The organism is Arthrobacter sp. TJ-263, assembly GCF_058269155.1.
The window spans coordinates 1572069-1588506 of sequence record NZ_JBZCNE010000001.1 but is presented as its reverse complement, the minus strand read 5'-3'; the positions used below and the strand labels follow the sequence as shown (position 1 = coordinate 1588506).

The 16438-nt window shown below is 71.5% G+C and carries 17 protein-coding genes; 12 read left to right on the top strand and 5 right to left on the bottom strand.

Annotated features, from left to right (window positions below; all coding sequences use genetic code 11):
• Nucleotides 1-47: 47 nt before the first annotated feature.
• Nucleotides 48-407, bottom strand: coding sequence for a type IV toxin-antitoxin system AbiEi family antitoxin domain-containing protein (locus AC4D2F_RS07565; RefSeq protein ID WP_490910032.1), 360 nt, complete (start codon nucleotides 405-407; stop codon nucleotides 48-50).
• A 129-nt stretch (nucleotides 408-536) separates the two neighbouring features.
• Nucleotides 537-1211, bottom strand: coding sequence for a TetR/AcrR family transcriptional regulator (locus AC4D2F_RS07560; protein WP_258069903.1), 675 nt, complete (start codon nucleotides 1209-1211; stop codon nucleotides 537-539).
• Nucleotides 1212-1292: 81 nt separating this feature from the next.
• Here AC4D2F_RS07560 and AC4D2F_RS07555 point away from each other — a divergent pair, with 81 nt between their 5' ends.
• From AC4D2F_RS07555 to AC4D2F_RS07525, 7 genes are all read left to right on the top strand, one after another.
• On the top strand, nucleotides 1293-1745 hold the full coding sequence (locus AC4D2F_RS07555) for a helicase associated domain-containing protein (RefSeq protein ID WP_146067467.1): 453 nt from the start codon (nucleotides 1293-1295) through the stop codon (nucleotides 1743-1745).
• Nucleotides 1746-1951: 206 nt separating this feature from the next.
• Complete coding sequence (gene paaA, locus AC4D2F_RS07550) at nucleotides 1952-2932, top strand: 1,2-phenylacetyl-CoA epoxidase subunit PaaA (RefSeq protein WP_490910031.1); 981 nt, start codon at nucleotides 1952-1954, stop codon at nucleotides 2930-2932.
• The gene (gene paaB, locus AC4D2F_RS07545) at nucleotides 2933-3280 is read left to right on the top strand and encodes a 1,2-phenylacetyl-CoA epoxidase subunit PaaB (RefSeq protein ID WP_104168081.1); all 348 of its coding nucleotides are present in this window, start codon (nucleotides 2933-2935) and stop codon (nucleotides 3278-3280) included.
• Entirely contained in the window at nucleotides 3277-4101 is an 825-nt protein-coding gene (gene paaC / locus AC4D2F_RS07540; RefSeq protein WP_490910030.1) for a 1,2-phenylacetyl-CoA epoxidase subunit PaaC, read from the top strand. The genes paaB and paaC overlap by 4 nt, the downstream gene beginning before the upstream one ends.
• Before the next feature lie 21 nt (nucleotides 4102-4122).
• Nucleotides 4123-4635, top strand: a complete 513-nt coding sequence (paaD, locus tag AC4D2F_RS07535; protein ID WP_104168083.1) for a 1,2-phenylacetyl-CoA epoxidase subunit PaaD — start codon at nucleotides 4123-4125, stop codon at nucleotides 4633-4635.
• On the top strand, nucleotides 4635-5765 hold the full coding sequence (paaE, locus tag AC4D2F_RS07530; protein ID WP_104168084.1) for a 1,2-phenylacetyl-CoA epoxidase subunit PaaE: 1131 nt from the start codon (nucleotides 4635-4637) through the stop codon (nucleotides 5763-5765). Before paaD ends, paaE begins: the two co-directional genes overlap by 1 nt.
• A gap of 60 nt (nucleotides 5766-5825) precedes the next feature.
• Complete coding sequence (locus AC4D2F_RS07525) at nucleotides 5826-6605, top strand: enoyl-CoA hydratase/isomerase family protein (RefSeq protein WP_490910533.1); 780 nt, start codon at nucleotides 5826-5828, stop codon at nucleotides 6603-6605.
• A gap of 25 nt (nucleotides 6606-6630) precedes the next feature.
• Here the strand turns inward: AC4D2F_RS07525 and AC4D2F_RS07520 are convergent, their stop codons facing one another.
• Both AC4D2F_RS07520 and AC4D2F_RS07515 read right to left on the bottom strand, forming a co-directional pair.
• Nucleotides 6631-7290 carry a dihydrofolate reductase family protein gene (locus tag AC4D2F_RS07520; RefSeq protein ID WP_490910029.1) on the bottom strand — a complete coding sequence of 220 codons (660 nt, stop codon included), beginning with the start codon at nucleotides 7288-7290 and terminating at the stop codon, nucleotides 6631-6633.
• Between the two features lie 55 nt (nucleotides 7291-7345).
• Complete coding sequence (locus tag AC4D2F_RS07515; RefSeq protein ID WP_043441957.1) at nucleotides 7346-7789, bottom strand: Lrp/AsnC family transcriptional regulator; 444 nt, start codon at nucleotides 7787-7789, stop codon at nucleotides 7346-7348.
• Nucleotides 7790-8030: 241 nt separating this feature from the next.
• Between AC4D2F_RS07515 and pdhA the strand changes: the two genes are divergently transcribed.
• The 5 genes from pdhA to AC4D2F_RS07490 all read left to right on the top strand — a co-directional run bounded on the left by pdhA (nucleotide 8031) and on the right by AC4D2F_RS07490 (nucleotide 14987).
• Entirely contained in the window at nucleotides 8031-9200 is a 1170-nt protein-coding gene (gene pdhA, locus AC4D2F_RS07510) for a pyruvate dehydrogenase (acetyl-transferring) E1 component subunit alpha (protein WP_490910532.1), read from the top strand.
• The gene (locus tag AC4D2F_RS07505; RefSeq protein WP_490910028.1) at nucleotides 9197-10267 is read left to right on the top strand and encodes an alpha-ketoacid dehydrogenase subunit beta; all 1071 of its coding nucleotides are present in this window, start codon (nucleotides 9197-9199) and stop codon (nucleotides 10265-10267) included. Before pdhA ends, AC4D2F_RS07505 begins: the two co-directional genes overlap by 4 nt.
• Nucleotide 10268: 1 nt before the next feature.
• Entirely contained in the window at nucleotides 10269-11861 is a 1593-nt protein-coding gene (locus tag AC4D2F_RS07500) for a dihydrolipoamide acetyltransferase family protein (protein WP_490910027.1), read from the top strand.
• Between the two features lie 73 nt (nucleotides 11862-11934).
• On the top strand, nucleotides 11935-12318 hold the full coding sequence (locus AC4D2F_RS07495; protein WP_490910026.1) for a hypothetical protein: 384 nt from the start codon (nucleotides 11935-11937) through the stop codon (nucleotides 12316-12318).
• A gap of 107 nt (nucleotides 12319-12425) precedes the next feature.
• Nucleotides 12426-14987 (top strand): excinuclease ABC subunit UvrA, encoded by a 2562-nt coding sequence (locus AC4D2F_RS07490; RefSeq protein WP_490910531.1) that lies wholly within the window; start codon nucleotides 12426-12428, stop codon nucleotides 14985-14987.
• A 28-nt stretch (nucleotides 14988-15015) separates the two neighbouring features.
• Here AC4D2F_RS07490 and yczR read toward each other — a convergent pair whose 3' ends face one another.
• Nucleotides 15016-16428 (bottom strand): MocR-like transcription factor YczR, encoded by a 1413-nt coding sequence (gene yczR, locus AC4D2F_RS07485; protein ID WP_490910025.1) that lies wholly within the window; start codon nucleotides 16426-16428, stop codon nucleotides 15016-15018.
• Nucleotides 16429-16438 lie beyond the last annotated feature (10 nt).

Sequence of the window (16438 nt, the reverse complement as noted above, 5' to 3'; positions counted from 1 at the left end):
ACCCGCAGGTCCCGGTGGGCAGCAGCATCCATGCCCACTGGGGCCGCTCAGCCACCGGGTTGTCGTGCGGATATTGCCGCGCGCACGAGCGTCAGGAAGTCGTCCGGTTGCCGCGTCAGCAGGGCATGGGTCACCCGAAGGACCGGGACGCCCCGGGTAGTGAGCAGATTCCAGCGGCGGCGGTCCTCCTCGAACTCGCGGCGGTCGCTGTGGTACCGCCGTCCGTCCGCCTCGATGCCCAGGATGCCGTCGACGTACAGATCGGGCAGGCGATACACGCCGCGGACCGGTCGCAGTACCTCCCCCCGATCCACCGCCTGCCTGAGCCGATAGGGGGTGAAGCCGGCCGCGACGAGTGTCCTGCTGCATGAGGGGACCCTGCCCGCACCCGGACCTCGTGACCGCATGAGGACGGCCTATGTGGACGAGCACTGGGGACGGGACCTCGCCGTCCTGCCCGCCGAGCACCGCCCGTCCGTGGGCAGGACCGTCGCCGCGGAGCGGAACAGGGAGTGGACGCAGGAGCGGCCAGGCGGTCAGCGCCGGTGCAGGCCGTCGAACACCATGTGGATGACGTCGTCGGAGAGCTTCTCGGCGGTCAGGGGCCCGCCCGGCTTGTACCACTCGACGATCGAGTTGATGGTGCCGAAGATCAGGCGCGTGGTGGTCCTCGGGTCGATGTCCTTCCGGATGGACCCCTCGTGCCGCGCGGCATCGACGAGGGCCGCCACCTCCCGGTCGAAGGCCCGGCGGCGCTCCAGCGCCTCACGCTCGATCTCCGTGTTGCCGCGAAGCCGCAGCAGCAGCGTGACGAAGGGGAGCCGCTCGGTCAGGACGGCGACGGTCCCCCGCAGCACGAACTCGAGCCGGGCATCCGCGGGACCGGTGTGCGCCCGCGGATCCTGCAGCACGGCTTCCAGCCCACCCAGCGCATGATCGAGGGCCAGCCGCAGGAGATCCCCCTTGGACGGCACATGGTGGTAGATCGCGGACTTGCTGATGCCGAGTTCCTCCGCGAGCATCCCCATCGACGTCGCTTCGTAGCCGTGCCGGTTGAAGGCCGAGACCGCGACGGCGAGGACCGACTGCTGGTCGTAGCCGGGGCGTCCGCGCCGGGCAGTGGCGGCAGGGCGGGATCCATCGACGGTCATGCGCTCATTTTTGCACGGCGGTCCGGGCGGTCGAGTGGCAGGGGACGAGCGAGGCATCACTCTTAACGGGTGATAGTTAGCTTGCCTAGTAAGTAGTAGGCTTATTACTATCACCTGCTCCAGTCTGAAAGGGCGCTCCCCGTGCTAACGACTTCCTGGGATCTCCGCCTGCGGGCACTCATCGCCTTCCGTGACAGCGAGGGCCGTGATCCATCATTCAGAGCATCCACTCCGGGCGAGCACCGCATGGCCATGTGGCTCGACGAACAGCGCAAGGCCGCCCGCGCCGGGCGCCTGACGGCCGCGCACCGTGCGAAGCTCTGCGCCGCGGGGGTGCTCTCCGAGGAGCCCGTCGAGCGCGAGCGCACCGGGGCCGCCTGGCTGAAGGTCGAGAGCATCTCCGAATTCCTCGAGGACGAGGGCCGGCTGCCATCGCTCTCGTCCCCCGCATCCGTCGGGGAGAAGCGGCTCGCCGCCTGGATGAACGCCCAGCTCTCCTCGCGGGCCGTGGAGAACGGACCCGTCCGCGCGCTGCGGGAGATCGTGGCCGGCAGCCAGGGCAGCCGGGACGCGCCGCTGGCCCGGGTCGGCTGACCGCCGCCCTCTGCTGCTCCCCGTCCACGAACCGTGGACCAGGAACACCTTCCGACACCTCGTCGTCCCGGGAACCCCGTCCGCGCCGCACAGGCGGGCGCCGTCCCCGGCACGGCCCCAACCGTTGACGGTCCTCGCGCATCCTCCCTATACTGAACGAACGGTCGGTAATTAAACCGGACGTCCAGACGAGCGAGGCAGGCACCATGACGGCGACAGCGATCGACACCCGTGCGGACCACGACGACGCCGGCGAGAAGGTCTTCAACGACATCATCGCCCGGGACTCCCGGATCGAACCGCGCGACTGGATGCCCGCCGACTACCGCAAGTCGCTGACCCGCCAGATCTCCCAGCACGCGCACTCCGAGATCATCGGCATGCAGCCGGAGGCGAACTGGATCACGCGCGCCCCGTCCCTCAAGCGCAAGGCCGTGCTCATGGCCAAGGTCCAGGATGAGGCCGGCCACGGACTCTACCTGTACTCCGCCGCGGAGACCCTCGGGACCCCGCGCGAGAAGATGACCGAGGACCTGATCGCCGGCAAGGCGCGCTACTCGAGCATCTTCAACTACCCCGTGCTGACCTGGGCGGACATCGGGGCCATCGGCTGGCTCGTGGACGGAGCAGCCATCTGCAACCAGGTGCCCCTCTGCCGTGCCTCCTACGGCCCGTACGGGCGTGCGATGGTCCGCATCTGCAAGGAGGAGTCGTTCCACCAGCGGCAGGGCTTCGAGATCCTGCTCGAACTGGCCAACGGCACCCCCGAGCAGCGCTCCATGGCCCAGGACGCCGTCAACCGCTGGTACGCGCCGTCGCTCATGATGTTCGGCCCGCCGGACGAGGATTCCCCCAATTCGCAGAAGTCCATGGAGTGGAACATCAAGCGCTTCTCCAACGACGAGCTGCGGTCCCGCTTCGTCGGCATGATGGTCGAACAGATCAAGGTCCTCGGACTCGACCTGCCGGACAAGGACGTCCGCTTCGACGAGGAGACCGGCCGGTGGCAGTACGGACCCCTCGACTGGAACGAGTTCAAGGAAGTCCTCGCCGGCCGCGGTCCCTGCAACGCGCAGCGCCTGGAACGACGCCGGGAGGCCCACGAGGAGGGCGCCTGGGTCCGCGACGCCGCCTCGGCCTACGCCGCCCGGCAGGCCGCGAAGCCCACGACGACGAAGGCGGCCTAGGTGACCGGCGGATCGACGACGGGCGACGACGGCGCGACGGCGCCGTCGTCGGGCCTCCACGAGGAGCGCGCGGCCTGGCCGCTCTGGGAAGTCTTCGTGCGGTCCTCGCGCGGCCTCTCCCACGTGCATGCGGGATCGCTCCATGCGCCCGACGCCGAGATGGCCGTCCGCAACGCGCGCGACCTCTACACGCGCCGCAACGAGGGCGTGAGCCTGTGGGTGGTCCCTGCGTCGGCGATCATCACGAGCGATCCCGACGCGAAGGACGCCTTCTTCGAGTCGCCGCAGGGCAAGGACTACCGCCACGCGACGTACTACACGAAGAGCGAGGGAGTGAAGCACCTGTGAGCGAGGCGAACGCCAGTGCCACGCGCATCACGCCGGGCAACGCGCTGCGGCCCGAGGACATCGCCCTCCAGGAAGCGAAGCCCGCCGACGCCGTCGCCCGGTACGCACTGGGGCTGGGCGACGACGCCCTGATCCTCGCGCAGCGGCTCGGCTGGTGGATCTCCAGGGCGCCCGAACTCGAGGAGGACGTGGCGCTGGCGAACATCGCGCTCGATGAGATCGGACATGCCCGGTCCTTCCTGACCTACGCCGGCCGCGCCTGGGACAAGACCGAGGACGACCTCGCCTACTTCCGCCGCGAGCCCGAGTTCCGCTCGGTGCACCTCGTGGAGCAGCCCAACGGGGACTTCGCCCGCACCATCGCCCGGCAGTTCGTCGTCGCGCTCTACCAGTGGGAGCTCTACTCCCGCCTCGTCCACTCGAGCGACCCGACCCTCGCCGCGATCGCCGCGAAGGCCGTCAAGGAGGTGGACTACCACCGGGACCACGCCACCCAGTGGGTCCTGCGCCTCGCGCTCGGGACCGAGGAGTCACGCCGCAGGATGATCGCCGGCCTCCGGCTCACCTGGCCCTATGTGGAGGAACTGTTCACCGACTACCCGCTCATCGACGAGGTGGGCGATGCCGGGGTGCGCCCGAGCGGGCTCCGCGAGTCCTTCGACAGCGCGGTACGGACGGTCCTCACCGAGGCCGAGCTCGAGGTCCCCGCGGTGCCCGGCGCCGTCGGGGGCGGACGCCTCGGGCGCCACAGCGAGCACCTCGGGTACCTGCTCGCCGAGATGCAGGTCCTCGCCCGCGAGCATCCGGGTGCGTCCTGGTGAGCGTGTCCTGATGGGGTCCCCATGGTGACCGGAGCGGACCTGCGGCCCTCGGCGGCCCCCGACGCCGCGGCCTGGGACGTCGCGGCGACGGTCTGCGACCCGGAGATCCCGGTGCTCACCATCGAGGACCTCGGGGTGCTGCGCGCAGCCCACGTGGCGCCGTCGGGACGGGTCGAGGTCGCGATCACCCCCACCTACTCGGGCTGCCCGGCGATGGATGCCATCCGCGACGACGTCACCTCGGCGCTGCACGCGGCGGGCTACGACGACGTCGCCGTCCGGCTCGTGCTCGCGCCCGCCTGGACCACCGACTGGCTGAGCGACGACGGCAAGGCGAAGCTCGCCCGTTACGGCATCGCGCCACCCACGGGCAAGGCCGCCGTCGGGCCGGTGCGCATCGGCCTGAGCGTCAAGTGCCCCCAGTGCTCGTCCCTGAACACCCGCGAACTGACCCGCTTCGGGTCCACCTCCTGCAAGGCGCTGTACGTGTGCAACGACTGCAGGGAACCCTTCGACTACTTCAAGGTGCACTGATGGCCGTTGTCCTCGCCCCCTCCACCAAACGGCGGAGTGCCTTCCACACGCTCACCGTGCGCGGCGTCCGCCGGCTGACGGAGGACGCCGTCGAGGTCACCCTCGACGTCCCTCCCCGCCTGCAGGACGCGTTCGGGTACCTCCCCGGGCAGTACGTGGCGCTGCGCACCACGCTCGACGTCGACGGCGTGCCGCGGGAGGTCCGCCGCAGCTACTCGATCTGCGCCGACCCGCGCCCCGGGGAGCTGCGCGTCGCCGTGAAACGCGACCTCGGCGGTGTCTTCTCCACCTGGGTCAACGAGTCCCTGACGGCGGGGGACACCCTCGAGGTCATGAGCCCGCTCGGGCAGTTCACCCCGCGCACGACGCCGGGGGAGCAGCCCGTCTCGTTCGTCGCCGTCGCCGCCGGGTCCGGCATCACCCCGGTGATCGCGATCGCCCGGTCCATGCTCGCCGGCGGCCCGAACGTACGCTTCGACCTCGTCTACGCCAACCGGGCCGCGATGGACGTCATGTTCCTCGAGGAACTCGCCGACCTCAAGGACCGCTACCCCGCCCGCTTCGCGGTGCACCACGTCCTGTCCCGCGAGCAGCGCATCTCGCCCCTGCTCTCGGGCAGGATCGACGCCGAGAAACTCGAGGGCCTGCTCGGCACGGTCATCGCCACCGACCGCGTGGACGAGTGGTTCCTCTGCGGACCGTTCGAGCTCGTCCAGCTCTGCCGGGACTTCCTCACCGAGCGCGGCGTGCCCGCGGAGAAGGTGCGCTTCGAGCTGTTCACGACCGGCGAACCCACCCGGCCGGAGGGCAGCCACGGACGCCCGGTGGTGGCGGCGGACAACGGGGAGAACTACACCATCTCCTTCAACCTGGACGGCCTGCAGGGCTCGGTGCAGAGCCCCACCCACGCCCGCGAGTCGATCCTCAACGCCGCCCTCAGGGTGCGCCCCGACGTGCCGTTCGCGTGCGCCGGCGGGGTGTGCGGGACGTGCCGGGCGAAGCTCGTCCAGGGGACCGTGGCGATGGAGGAGAACTACGCGCTCGAACCCGACGAGGTCGCCGCAGGGTTCGTCCTCACCTGCCAGGCCCACCCCACGAGCGACGCCGTCGCCGTCGACTACGACGCCTGAGAGGCAGCCATGACCATCCCCTCCACCGCGACGCCGTCGGGCAGTGAACCCTCCGCCGGCATGATCCGCCTCAGCATCGACGGCGGGGTCGCCGAGGTGGTGCTGGACGCGCCGTACCGGCTCAACGCCGTCGACGAGCAGGCGCTCGCCGAGCTCGCCGACGCCTACGACGCCGCTGCCGCCGGCGTGCGCGACGGCACCGTCCGTGCGCTCGTGCTGCGCGGGGAGGGGCGCGCCTTCTGTGCGGGCCGGGACCTCGGATCCATCGAACCCGGGGCCGACGACGCCTTCGGGTTCCTCGACGCCACGCTCACCCCGCTGCTGCGGAAGATGGCGGACTTCCCGGCTCCGACCTTCGCGGCGGCGCAGGGCGCGTGCCTCGGCGTCGGCCTGGGCCTGCTGCTCGCGACGGACGTCGTGTACGTCGCGGAGTCCGCGAAGATCGGTTCGCCGTTCGCCGCCCTCGGGCTGGCACTGGACTCCGGCGGACACTGGCTGTTCACCGAGCGGCTCGGTCCGCACCGGGCCCTGGACCTGATGTACACGGGGGACCTCATGACCGGAGCGGAGGCGGTGGCCGGCGGACTCTTCAGCCGCGCCGTGCCTGCCGGGGAGCTGCTCGAGTTCACCCGGGCGAAGGCTGCGCGGGCGGCGACCGGTCCGCTGCAGGCGCTCGTCGCCTCGAAGCAGCTCGTCGCGCGGATCCGTGACGAGCGGCTCGGACTGTGGCAGGCCGTCAGCGGCGAGAACGACGTCCAGGGTGTGCTCGGGGCATCGGACGACTACCGCGAGGGCCTCCAGGCGTTCCAGGAGAAGCGGGCGCCGCGCTTCGGCGCCTGAGCCCCCGGGGTGCGGCCGTCGGCGACTACCGGGACCCGCGGCGCGTGAGGACCAGGTGCACGACCCCCGACGGGGAGGGGGTCGTCTCGATCCCGAAGCGCTCCTCGAGCCCTTCGAGGCCGTCCCACAGGCGTTCGCCCCTGCCCAGGACGATCGGTACGACGACGACGTGCAGGTGATCGATGAGGTCGGCCTCGAGGAACTGCCGGACCGTGATGGCGCCACCGCCGATCCGGACATCGAGGCCCCCGGCCAGGCCGCGGGCCTGTTCCAGTGCGGACGCGGGCTCGGCGTCGACGAAGTGGAAGGTCGTCCCGCCATCCATCTCGAGGACCGGTCGGGGGTGATGCGTCAGGACCACGACGGGGGTGTGGAAGACAGGGTTCCTGCCCCACCAGCCCTTCCATTCCTCGTCCTCCCAGGGGCCGCGGTGGGGGCCGAACTTATTCCTCCCCATGATCTCCACCCCGATCCCCGGCCCCCACGCGGCGGCGAAGGCATCGTCGACGCCGGAGGAACCCGGGCCCTCCCCGTGGAGGCCCATCGCGCGGAACGTGCGGGTCCCGATCGCCCACTCCATGAGCCGTGAGCCCGCATGGCCGAACGGGGCCTCGAGGGTCTGGCCCTCGCCGGTGGCGAAGCCGTCGAGGGAGACGGAGAAGTTGTGGACACGGACGAGGGACATGGGATCTCCTTGTGCAGTGCACGGCCACCGGGTGATGACCATGCTCCACGGCGGGTCAGCGCGTGTCCAGATCCTCGAAGACGAGGAACGTCTGGGTGTCGAGGACGCCGGGCATCGACTGCAGCTGGTCGAAGATGACCCGTCGCAGCCCCACGTTGTCCTCCGCCCGCACCAGGAGGATGACGTCGAAGTCCCCGCCGACCAGTGCGATGTGGTGGATCTCCGGGACGCTGCGCAGCCTGTCGCGGAGCTCGCGCCAGGAGTGCTGCCGCACCTTGAGGGTCACGTAGGCGGAGGACCGGAGGCCGGCCTTGGCCGGGTCGATGATCGCCGTGAACCGCGTCAGCACGCCGTCCTCGGTCAGCTTCGCGATGCGGGAGTAGGCGTGTGCCCGCGAGATGTGCACACGCTCGGCCACCGAGGTCACGGACTGGCGCCCGTCCCGCGTGAGTTCGGCGAGGATCTTCCGATCGACGTCGTCGAGCACTCCGTCCACCACGTGTCCACGCTCCTTCGCGTAATCCAGCTCACACTGCCGATTCGTCCAAAGAATACCGCGCTCGTTGAACGAATATCCACACTTCGCCGACTTCGTGGATACAAAAGATGCCGGCTGGCCATACTGGTCTCACACAGCATCCAGTGCCGGAGCTACCGCTCCGCGCCGAGAATAGAAGGCCGCTACGGCGGCTGGTGATGGAGGCGGAATGAGTACGGCAACGAATGAGGGCCGCAACGGCATGCTGGGCGGTGCACCCGGGGGCGGAGCGCGCGACGGCGGCACGACGCCGGACAGCGCCCTGCTCCCGTCGGTGGAGCCCGTGCAGCTGGTGGACCCGGACGGTCATCACCACACCGACGAGCGTTACCCGCTCCCCGACGGGGACCGGCTGCTCGACGCCTACGGCCGCCTCATCGCCGGCCGCCGTATCAACGACCAGGCCAACGCCCTCGTCCGCCAGGGCCGGATGGCCGTCTACCCCTCCTCCCACGGTCAGGAGGCCTGCCAGGTCGCCGCCGCCGTGGTCCTCGGTGCCGAGGACTGGCTCTTCCCGACCTATCGGGACACGGTCGCCGTCATCACGCGCGGCGTCGATCCGCTCCAGGTCCTCACGCTGCTCCGCGGCGACTGGCACGGCGGCTACGACCCGCACGAGCACCGCGTCGCCACCCAGGCCACGCCGCTGGCCACGCAACTCCTCCACGCCGTCGGCGTGGCCCATGCCGCCAAGCTGCGCGGTGAGTCGACCGTCGTCCTCGCCATGTGCGGTGACGGTGCGACCAGCGAGGGCGACTTCCACGAGGCCCTGAACTTCGCTGCCGTGTTCCACGTCCCCGTCGTGTTCTTCGTCCAGAACAACGAGTTCGCGATCTCGGTGCCGCTCAGGAGCCAGAGCGTCGCACCGTCCCTCGCCCACAAGGCCATCGGGTACGGCATGCCCGGTGAGCGCGTGGACGGCAACGACCTCGCCGCGCTCCTCGCCGTGCTCGGAAGCGCCGTGGACCGGGCGCGCGACGGTGGCGGCCCCACCCTCGTCGAAGCACACACCTACCGGATGCAGGCGCACACCAACGCGGACGACGCGACGCGCTACCGTTCCGCCGACGACGTCGAGCGCTGGGTGCCGAAGGATCCGATCACCCGCCTGCGCACCTACCTGCGCGCGCTGGACCTGCTGACGGTCGAGTTGGAGCGGGCCCTGGCCGACGAGGCGGACGCGATCGCCGCCGCCATCCGGAAGGGACTCAACACGGAGGTCACAGTGAACCCTGCGGAACTGTTCGAGTACGTGTACACGGAGAAGACGACGCAGCTGCGCGAGCAGGCAGAGCAGCTTCGCGAGGAACTGGCGCGCGACGCCGCCGGCACAGGAAACCCCACGTCAGACACGAAGGCGGACCGACCATGACGCAGACCACGGAGGCACCCACCGGGGGCGTGGCGGACCGGACCGGCGCCGCGCCGGGGGGACGCGTGACGTCCACCTTCGCCAGGGCCCTCAATGCCGCGCTCGCGGACTCGATGGCAGCCGATGCCTCCGTACTGATGTTCGGCGAGGACGTCGGACCGCTCGGCGGCGTCTTCCGCATCACGGACGGCCTGACGGCCCGCTTCGGCGAGGAGCGCTGCTTCGACACCCCCCTCGCGGAGGCCGGCATCATGGGCATGGCCATCGGCATGGCGATGAACGGCATGAAGCCCGTCGTCGAGATGCAGTTCGACGCCTTCGCCTACCCGGCCTTCGAGCAGGTGGTCAGCCACGTCGCGAAGATGCCGAACCGTACGAAGGGCAGGGTCCGCCTGCCCCTCGTCATCCGGATCCCGTACGCCGGCGGGATCGGCGGCGTGGAGCACCACTGTGATTCCTCGGAGGCCTACTACGCGCACACCCCCGGACTCACGGTCCTGGCCCCCGCGACCGTCCGCGACGCCTACTTCATGCTGCGCGAGGCGATCGCGTCCCCGGACCCCGTGGTGTTCCTGGAACCGAAGAAGCTGTACTGGTCCAAGGAGGAGGTGGACCTCGCCGAGCTGCGCAGGACCTTCGAGGCCGGCCAGGCGCCCCGACGCATCGGCAAGGCCGTCGTCGCCCGCCCCGGGACCGATGCGACCCTCATCAGCTACGGCCCGTCCGTGCCGACGGCGCTCGCCGCGGCCGCTGCGGCCGCCGAGGAGGGCCGGTCCATCGAGGTCATCGACCTCCGCTCCATCGTGCCGTTCGACGACGAGACCGTCTGCGCCAGCGTCCGACGGACCGGCCGCGCCGTCGTCGTCGCGGAGGCTCCGGGCTTCGTGTCGGTGGCGTCGGAGATCGTGGCCCGGGTGCAGGAGCGCTGCTTCCATTCCCTCGCCGCCCCCGTGCTCCGCGTGACCGGGTTCGACATCCCGTATCCCTCGCCGAAGCTCGAACATTTCTACCTGCCGAGCGTCGACCGCATCCTCGACGCCGTGGACGACCTGCAGTGGGAGGACTGACATGAGTGCACCCGCCGTCGATTCCGGGCTCCAGGTGTTCGCCCTCCCCGACCTCGGGGAGGGCCTGACCGAGGCCGAGCTGGTGTCCTGGCTCGTCGCCGAGGGCGACCCCGTGGCCGTCGACCAGCCCATCGCGGAGGTCGAGACCGCCAAGTCGGTCGTCGAGGTCCCCTCGCCCTTCGCGGGGACAGTCGCCGTGCTGCACGGCAGGCCCGGTGAAGTGCTCGACGTCGGTGCGCCGTTCCTCTCCGTCCGGCCCGACGGCGGCGGACCTGCGGCCACCTCACCGGCAGTCGCCACTGCAGGTGTCGAAGCCGCCGCGGCGGAGCTCCGCGAGGATGCCGGTGTCCCTGCTGCCGCCATCGGGGACGATGCCGCGGCGGCCGACGGCGGCTCGGGGAACGTGCTGATCGGTTACGGCACTCCGGGTGGTCTCACCGGTGGCCGCACCCGGCCGCGCAAGGGCACGACGGCGGGAGCCGCTACGTCCGCTGCGTCCTCGGCTGCTACGGCGGCCGCGGCCCCCGCCGTTCGGACGACGCCGTCGCCCGCGCCCCAGGCCGCCGCGGCCACCGATCCGGTCGCGGCCTCCGCCACCGGCACGGCAGCGTCCGACGCCGGCACGGCCCCGCTGTGTGTCTCGCCCCTGGTCCGGAAGCTCGCGCGCGACAACGGCGTGCGGCTCGCCGACCTCCGCGGGTCGGGGGAGAAGGGGCTGATCCTCCGTCGCGACGTGGAGCAGGCGATCGCGGCTCTGGCGTCGTCCGGCCCTGATGTCCCTGAGGGCGCCGTCCCTGCCGACGCCGTCCCCGGTGCCTCCCCCGTGACCCGCGACATGCCGGCCGCCACGGGAGCCGCGGACGCTCCGCTCGATCCGCGGTCCGGGCTCACGGTCCTCGAACGCACCCCCCTGAGGGGAGTCCGGCGGACGATCGCCGATGCGATGACCCGCAGCCGACGCGAGATCCCCGAGGCCACGGTCTGGGTGGACGTCGACGCCACCGCCCTCGTGGAACTGCGGGCGGAGATGAAGCGCAGGACGCCGGACGCGGTGCCCGGCCTGCTGGCCTTCGTGGCGCGGTTCGTCGTGGCGGGTCTGGCCCGCTACCCGGAGCTGAACAGCCGGATCGCGACGGGTGACGACGGCGCCCAGGAGATCGTGCGGGTCGACGGCGTGAACCTCGGGATCGCAGCACAGACGGACCGCGGCCTCGTGGTGCCGGGCATCCGACGGGCCGACACCCTGTCCGCCCGCGGGCTCGACACCGAGATCCGCCGCCTCGCCGCCCTGGCACGTGAGGGCAGGGCCACGCCGTCGGACCTGTCCTCCGGCACCTTCACCCTGAACAACTACGGGGTGTTCGGCGTGGACGGCAGCGCGGCCATCATCAACTACCCGGAATCGGCGATCCTCGGGATGGGCCGGATCATCGACCGCCCGTGGGTCGTGGACGGCGGGCTCGCGGTGCGCAAGGTGACCGAGCTGACGCTCGCGTTCGACCACCGCGTGTGCGACGGCGGAACCGCGGGAGGCTTCCTGCGGTTCGTCGCGGACGCAATGGAGAACCCGGGCGGGATGCTCGCCGACCTGTAGGCGTGGGAGCAGTCCGCCGGGTTCTCCGAGGACCCGGCGGAGTAGACTGAGGGTCCCACGATGAATCAGGTGCATGATGAAAATCCGCCGGAATCACAGGAAGCACGACCAGCAGTCCGCCCGGCCGTCCCCGCTCGCGCCGACCGCTCCGGGTGTGCCCGTCCAGGAGCCGCCGCACCCGGAGGCGCACGCCCACCGTTCCTTCTTCGACGGGCTCGACAACGCCGCGCGGACCTTCCTCGGCCCGGCGGCGCGCAGCGACGGGGGCACGCCGGTCGTGCACCGCCACGACGCCGCCGAGGATCTGTCCGACAGCGCCCTGCTCTCCATGGAGATCCACACGGACTCCCTCGGGCACCACTATGCGGTGCGGAAGCACCAGCCGGCACAGCCCGCGGCCGCAGAACCGGACGAGCGGGAGCAGCCGCACGAGCTGGAGGGACCCGAAAGGTCCTAGGCGTCTCCGGTCCCGCCCCGTTCGTAGGGCCATGGCCGGTAGCACGACCACGGCCCGGGCAATCCGGTCCCCTGCGCCTCCGGGAGAACCGTAGGGTTGGGGTGGTGATCGAGTCGCCGAACAACGCCCCTGCCCCCTCCGCCGTCGCCCCGTCCGCCATCGTCCGGGACGGCTTCGTCAGCGTCCGCGGCGCCGGCGAGAACAACCTGCGCGGCGTCGACGTCGATGTCCCGCGCGACGCCGTCGTCGCCTTCACCGGGGTCTCGGGGTCGGGCAAGTCCTCGCTGGCGTTCGGCACGATCTACGCCGAGGCGCAGCGCCGCTACCTGGAATCGGTCGCCCCCTACGCGCGGAGGCTCATCCAGCAGGGGCACTCCCCGCACGTCGGCTCGATCACCGGGCTCCCTCCCGCCGTCGCGCTCCAGCAGCGGCGCGGCACGCCGAGCGTGCGCTCGACCGTCGGGACGCTCACCACCCTCTCCAACTCGCTGCGGATGCTCTACTCGCGTGCGGGCACCTACCCGGCGGACGCCGTCGAACGCCTGGAATCCGATGCCTTCTCGCCCAACACCGCCGGCGGAGCGTGTCCGCGGTGCCACGGGCTGGGCATCGCACGGGACGTCACCGAGGACACACTCGTCCCCGACCCCTCCTTGACCATCCGCGAGGGTGCGATCGCCGCGTGGCCGGGCGCCTGGCAGGGCAAGAACCTCCGCGACGTCGTCGGCGAGCTCGGCCACGACATCGACGTCCCCTGGCGGGAGCTGCCGCAGCAGGCGCGGGACTGGCTGCTGTTCACCGAGGAGCAGCCCGTCGTCGAGGTCACGCCCCAGCGGGACCGCGTGGCCAAGCCGTACAAGGGCCGTTTCTGGAGTGCGAAGAGCTACGTCATGCACACCCTCCGCGACTCGAAGAGCCAGCAGATGCGCGACCGCGTGCTGCCCTTTATGGAGTCCGGCCCGTGCGGGGTGTGCGGCGGGAGCGGACTGCGTCCCGAGGCGCTCGCGGTGACCTTCGCCGGACTGTCGATCGCGGAGGCGAACGCCCTGCCCCTGGCGGATCTCGCCGCGCACCTCGAGCCGGCGGCCACGCTGGAGCACCCGGTCGCAGCGCACGGGTCGTGGACCTCGGGGGAGGGCACGGAAGTGTCCGTCACCATCAGTCGCGACCTCGTCCAGCGCCTCCGGGTCCTCGTGGACCTCGGGCTGGGCTACCTGAGCCTGAGCCGCGCCACCCCCACGCTCTCGCCCGGCGAGATGCAGCGACTGCGCATCGCCACGCAGCTCCGGTCCGGTCTGTTCGGCGTCGTCTACGTGCTCGACGAGCCGTCCGCCGGACTGCACCCCGCCGACGTCGAGCCACTCCTCGCCGTCCTCGCAGCACTCAAGGACGCCGGGAACTCGGTGTTCGTCGTCGAACACAACATGGACGTCGTCCGACGCTCGGACTGGATCGTCGACGTCGGCCCGCTCGCCGGGGAGGGCGGGGGAGAAATCATCTACAGCGGCCCAGCCGGCGGGCTCGTGGACGTCCAGGCCTCCCTCACGGCGCCGTTCCTGGCCCGGACCGCGCCGGCGGCGGCGGTGGACGGCGCCGCCCGGGAACCCTCGGCCTGGCTGCGCCTCGAGGGCATCCGCCGCCACAACCTCCAGGGTCTCGACGCCGCCGTTCCCGTGGGCGTCCTGACCGCGGTGACGGGCGTGTCCGGATCGGGGAAGTCGACGCTCGTCAGCAAGGTCCTCGCCGAAGCGGTCGGGGCGCACGTCCGCGACGACACCCCCGCCGACCTCGAACCGGTCGACGACGGGATGGCCCCCGAGGCAGACACGGGCTCCACAGTGGCGGGCATCGGCGGACTGGAAGCCTTCGACCGCCTGGTCAGCGTGGACCAGAAGCCCATCGGGCGGACACCGCGCTCCAACCTCGCGACCTACACGGGACTGTTCGACGCCGTGCGGAAGGCGTTCGCCGCGACGCCCGCCGCGAGGTCGCGGGGCTTCGGGGCCGGCCGGTTCTCCTTCAACGTGCAGGGTGGACGCTGCGAGACCTGCCAGGGCGAGGGCTTCGTGGCGGTCGAACTCCTGTTCCTGCCCGGGAGCTACGGCCCCTGCCCGGCCTGCGCCGGGTCCCGCTACAACGAGGAGACCCTCGAGGTCACGCTGGACGGCCGCACCATCGCGGACGTCCTCGGGATGACCGTGGACGACGCCGCGTCCGCCCTCCGGGACATTCCGGCCGCGGCCCGCTCGCTCGCCACGCTGCAGGAGGTGGGCCTGGGGTACCTGCGGCTGGGGCAGCCGGCCACGGAGCTCTCCGGGGGAGAGGCCCAGCGCATCAAGCTGGCCACCGAGCTGCAGCGGGCCCGGCGCGGCCATACCCTCTACCTGCTGGACGAGCCGACCACCGGACTGCATCCCGCGGATGTCGTGCTGCTCCTCGCGCAGCTGCGGAAACTGGTCGAGGCCGGCAACACGGTCGTCGTCGTCGAACACACGATGGCGGTCGTGGCGGCCGCCGACTGGGTGATCGACCTCGGTCCGGGCGGAGGTTCTGCCGGCGGCAGGATCGTCGCCTCCGGGACACCCGCGCACATCGCGGGGCTCGCGCCCGAGGTGAGCGCGACGGCGCCGTACCTCGCCGAGCACCTCGGAGCCCGGAGCGGAGCCTGACCGGCAACCCGGCCCGTGCTGCGCGGACCTACACCAGTGCCGGCGCGAAGTCGTTCTCGACGGGAGCCCGGGCATCCAGCGACCGCCAGGCCGAGGAGAGGATGCCCACCGCCCGGCGGGTGTCCTCGGGCGGGTAGCTGAAGGGGACGCGGAGGAACCGCTCGAACACCCCGTCCATGCCGAAGCGGGGACCCGCGCCGAGCAGCAGGCCCCGGTCCCGGGCAGCGAGGGCCAGTTGCGAGCTGACGGGCGCCCCCAGATTCACCCACGTGCACAGTCCGCCCGGGACGTGGGGGACGTCCCACGCAGGTAGCGCGTCGTGAAGGAGCCCCTCGAGGTGGCTGCGGCCCTCGGCCAGTTGCCTGGACCGGAGGAGCAGCAGCTCGTCGTACGTGCCCAGCATCTCGAGGGCGATGAGCTGCTCGAGGATCGGCGTCCCGAGGTCCTGCGCATACCGGGACTGGACGAGCCGGAGGATGAGGTCCTCCTCCGCCCGGATCCACCCGATACGCAGTCCACCCCAGACGGTCTTGCCCATCGATCCGACCAGCACGGCGGGTCCGAAGGCCGCAAGGGGAGGCATGGGATCGGCGTCGATCCGCAGCTCCGCCATCGTCTCGTCCGCGATGACCACCGTGTTCTGCCGTGCCGCCGCCGTCATCAGCCGGTCGCGCTGCGCAGGAGGCATCACCGCTCCGGTGGGGTTGTGGAAGTCCGGCATGACGTAGGCCAGCGTCGGGCGCCCCCGCCGGAACGCCTGCTCGAGGCCGTCGTCGTCCCAGCCGTCGCGGGCATCGACGGCCACCGGCAGGAGGCGTCGGCCTGCGGCGCGCAGGGCCTCGTACGCGTGGGGGTAGCTCGGCGCTTCGACGAGGGCCGAGTCGCTGCGGCCGAGCAGTGCGCGTGCCAGGAGGGAGATGGCGTGCTGTGCTCCGAGGGTGACCATGATCTGCCCGGGTTCGGTGGGGACGCCCCGCGCCGCATACCGGTCGGCGAGGGCCTGCCGCAGGCGGGGCAGGCCGAGCGGATCGTAGCCGCTGCCGTTCAGGTAGGCGGGAAGCTCCTGCGCGGCTCTCGCCGCGGCCTCGCCGACCTGCGGGGCCGCGGGGAGTGCCGCCTTGCTGAGGTCGAGGACCACGCCGGGTCCGCCGTCGTCGTGCGCCGGTACCTCCCGTCCCGGCATGGCGACGACACTGCCCGAGCCGCGCGTGCTCTCCACGTACCCGGCCGACCGCAGCCGTGCATAGGCGGCCGCCACGAGGGTCCTGCTGACGCCGAGCTGCACGGCCAGCTCGCGTTCGGCCGGCAGGCGCGTCCCCAGGGGGATGCGCCCGTCGAGGGTGAGCAGCCGGATGCGGTCGGCCAGGGCCCCGTAGGCCGGGCCCGTGGTGCGCCACGCTCCGAGTTCGGCCGCGAGGCGGCGGGCGGGAAGAACCATCATGAAGCCACCA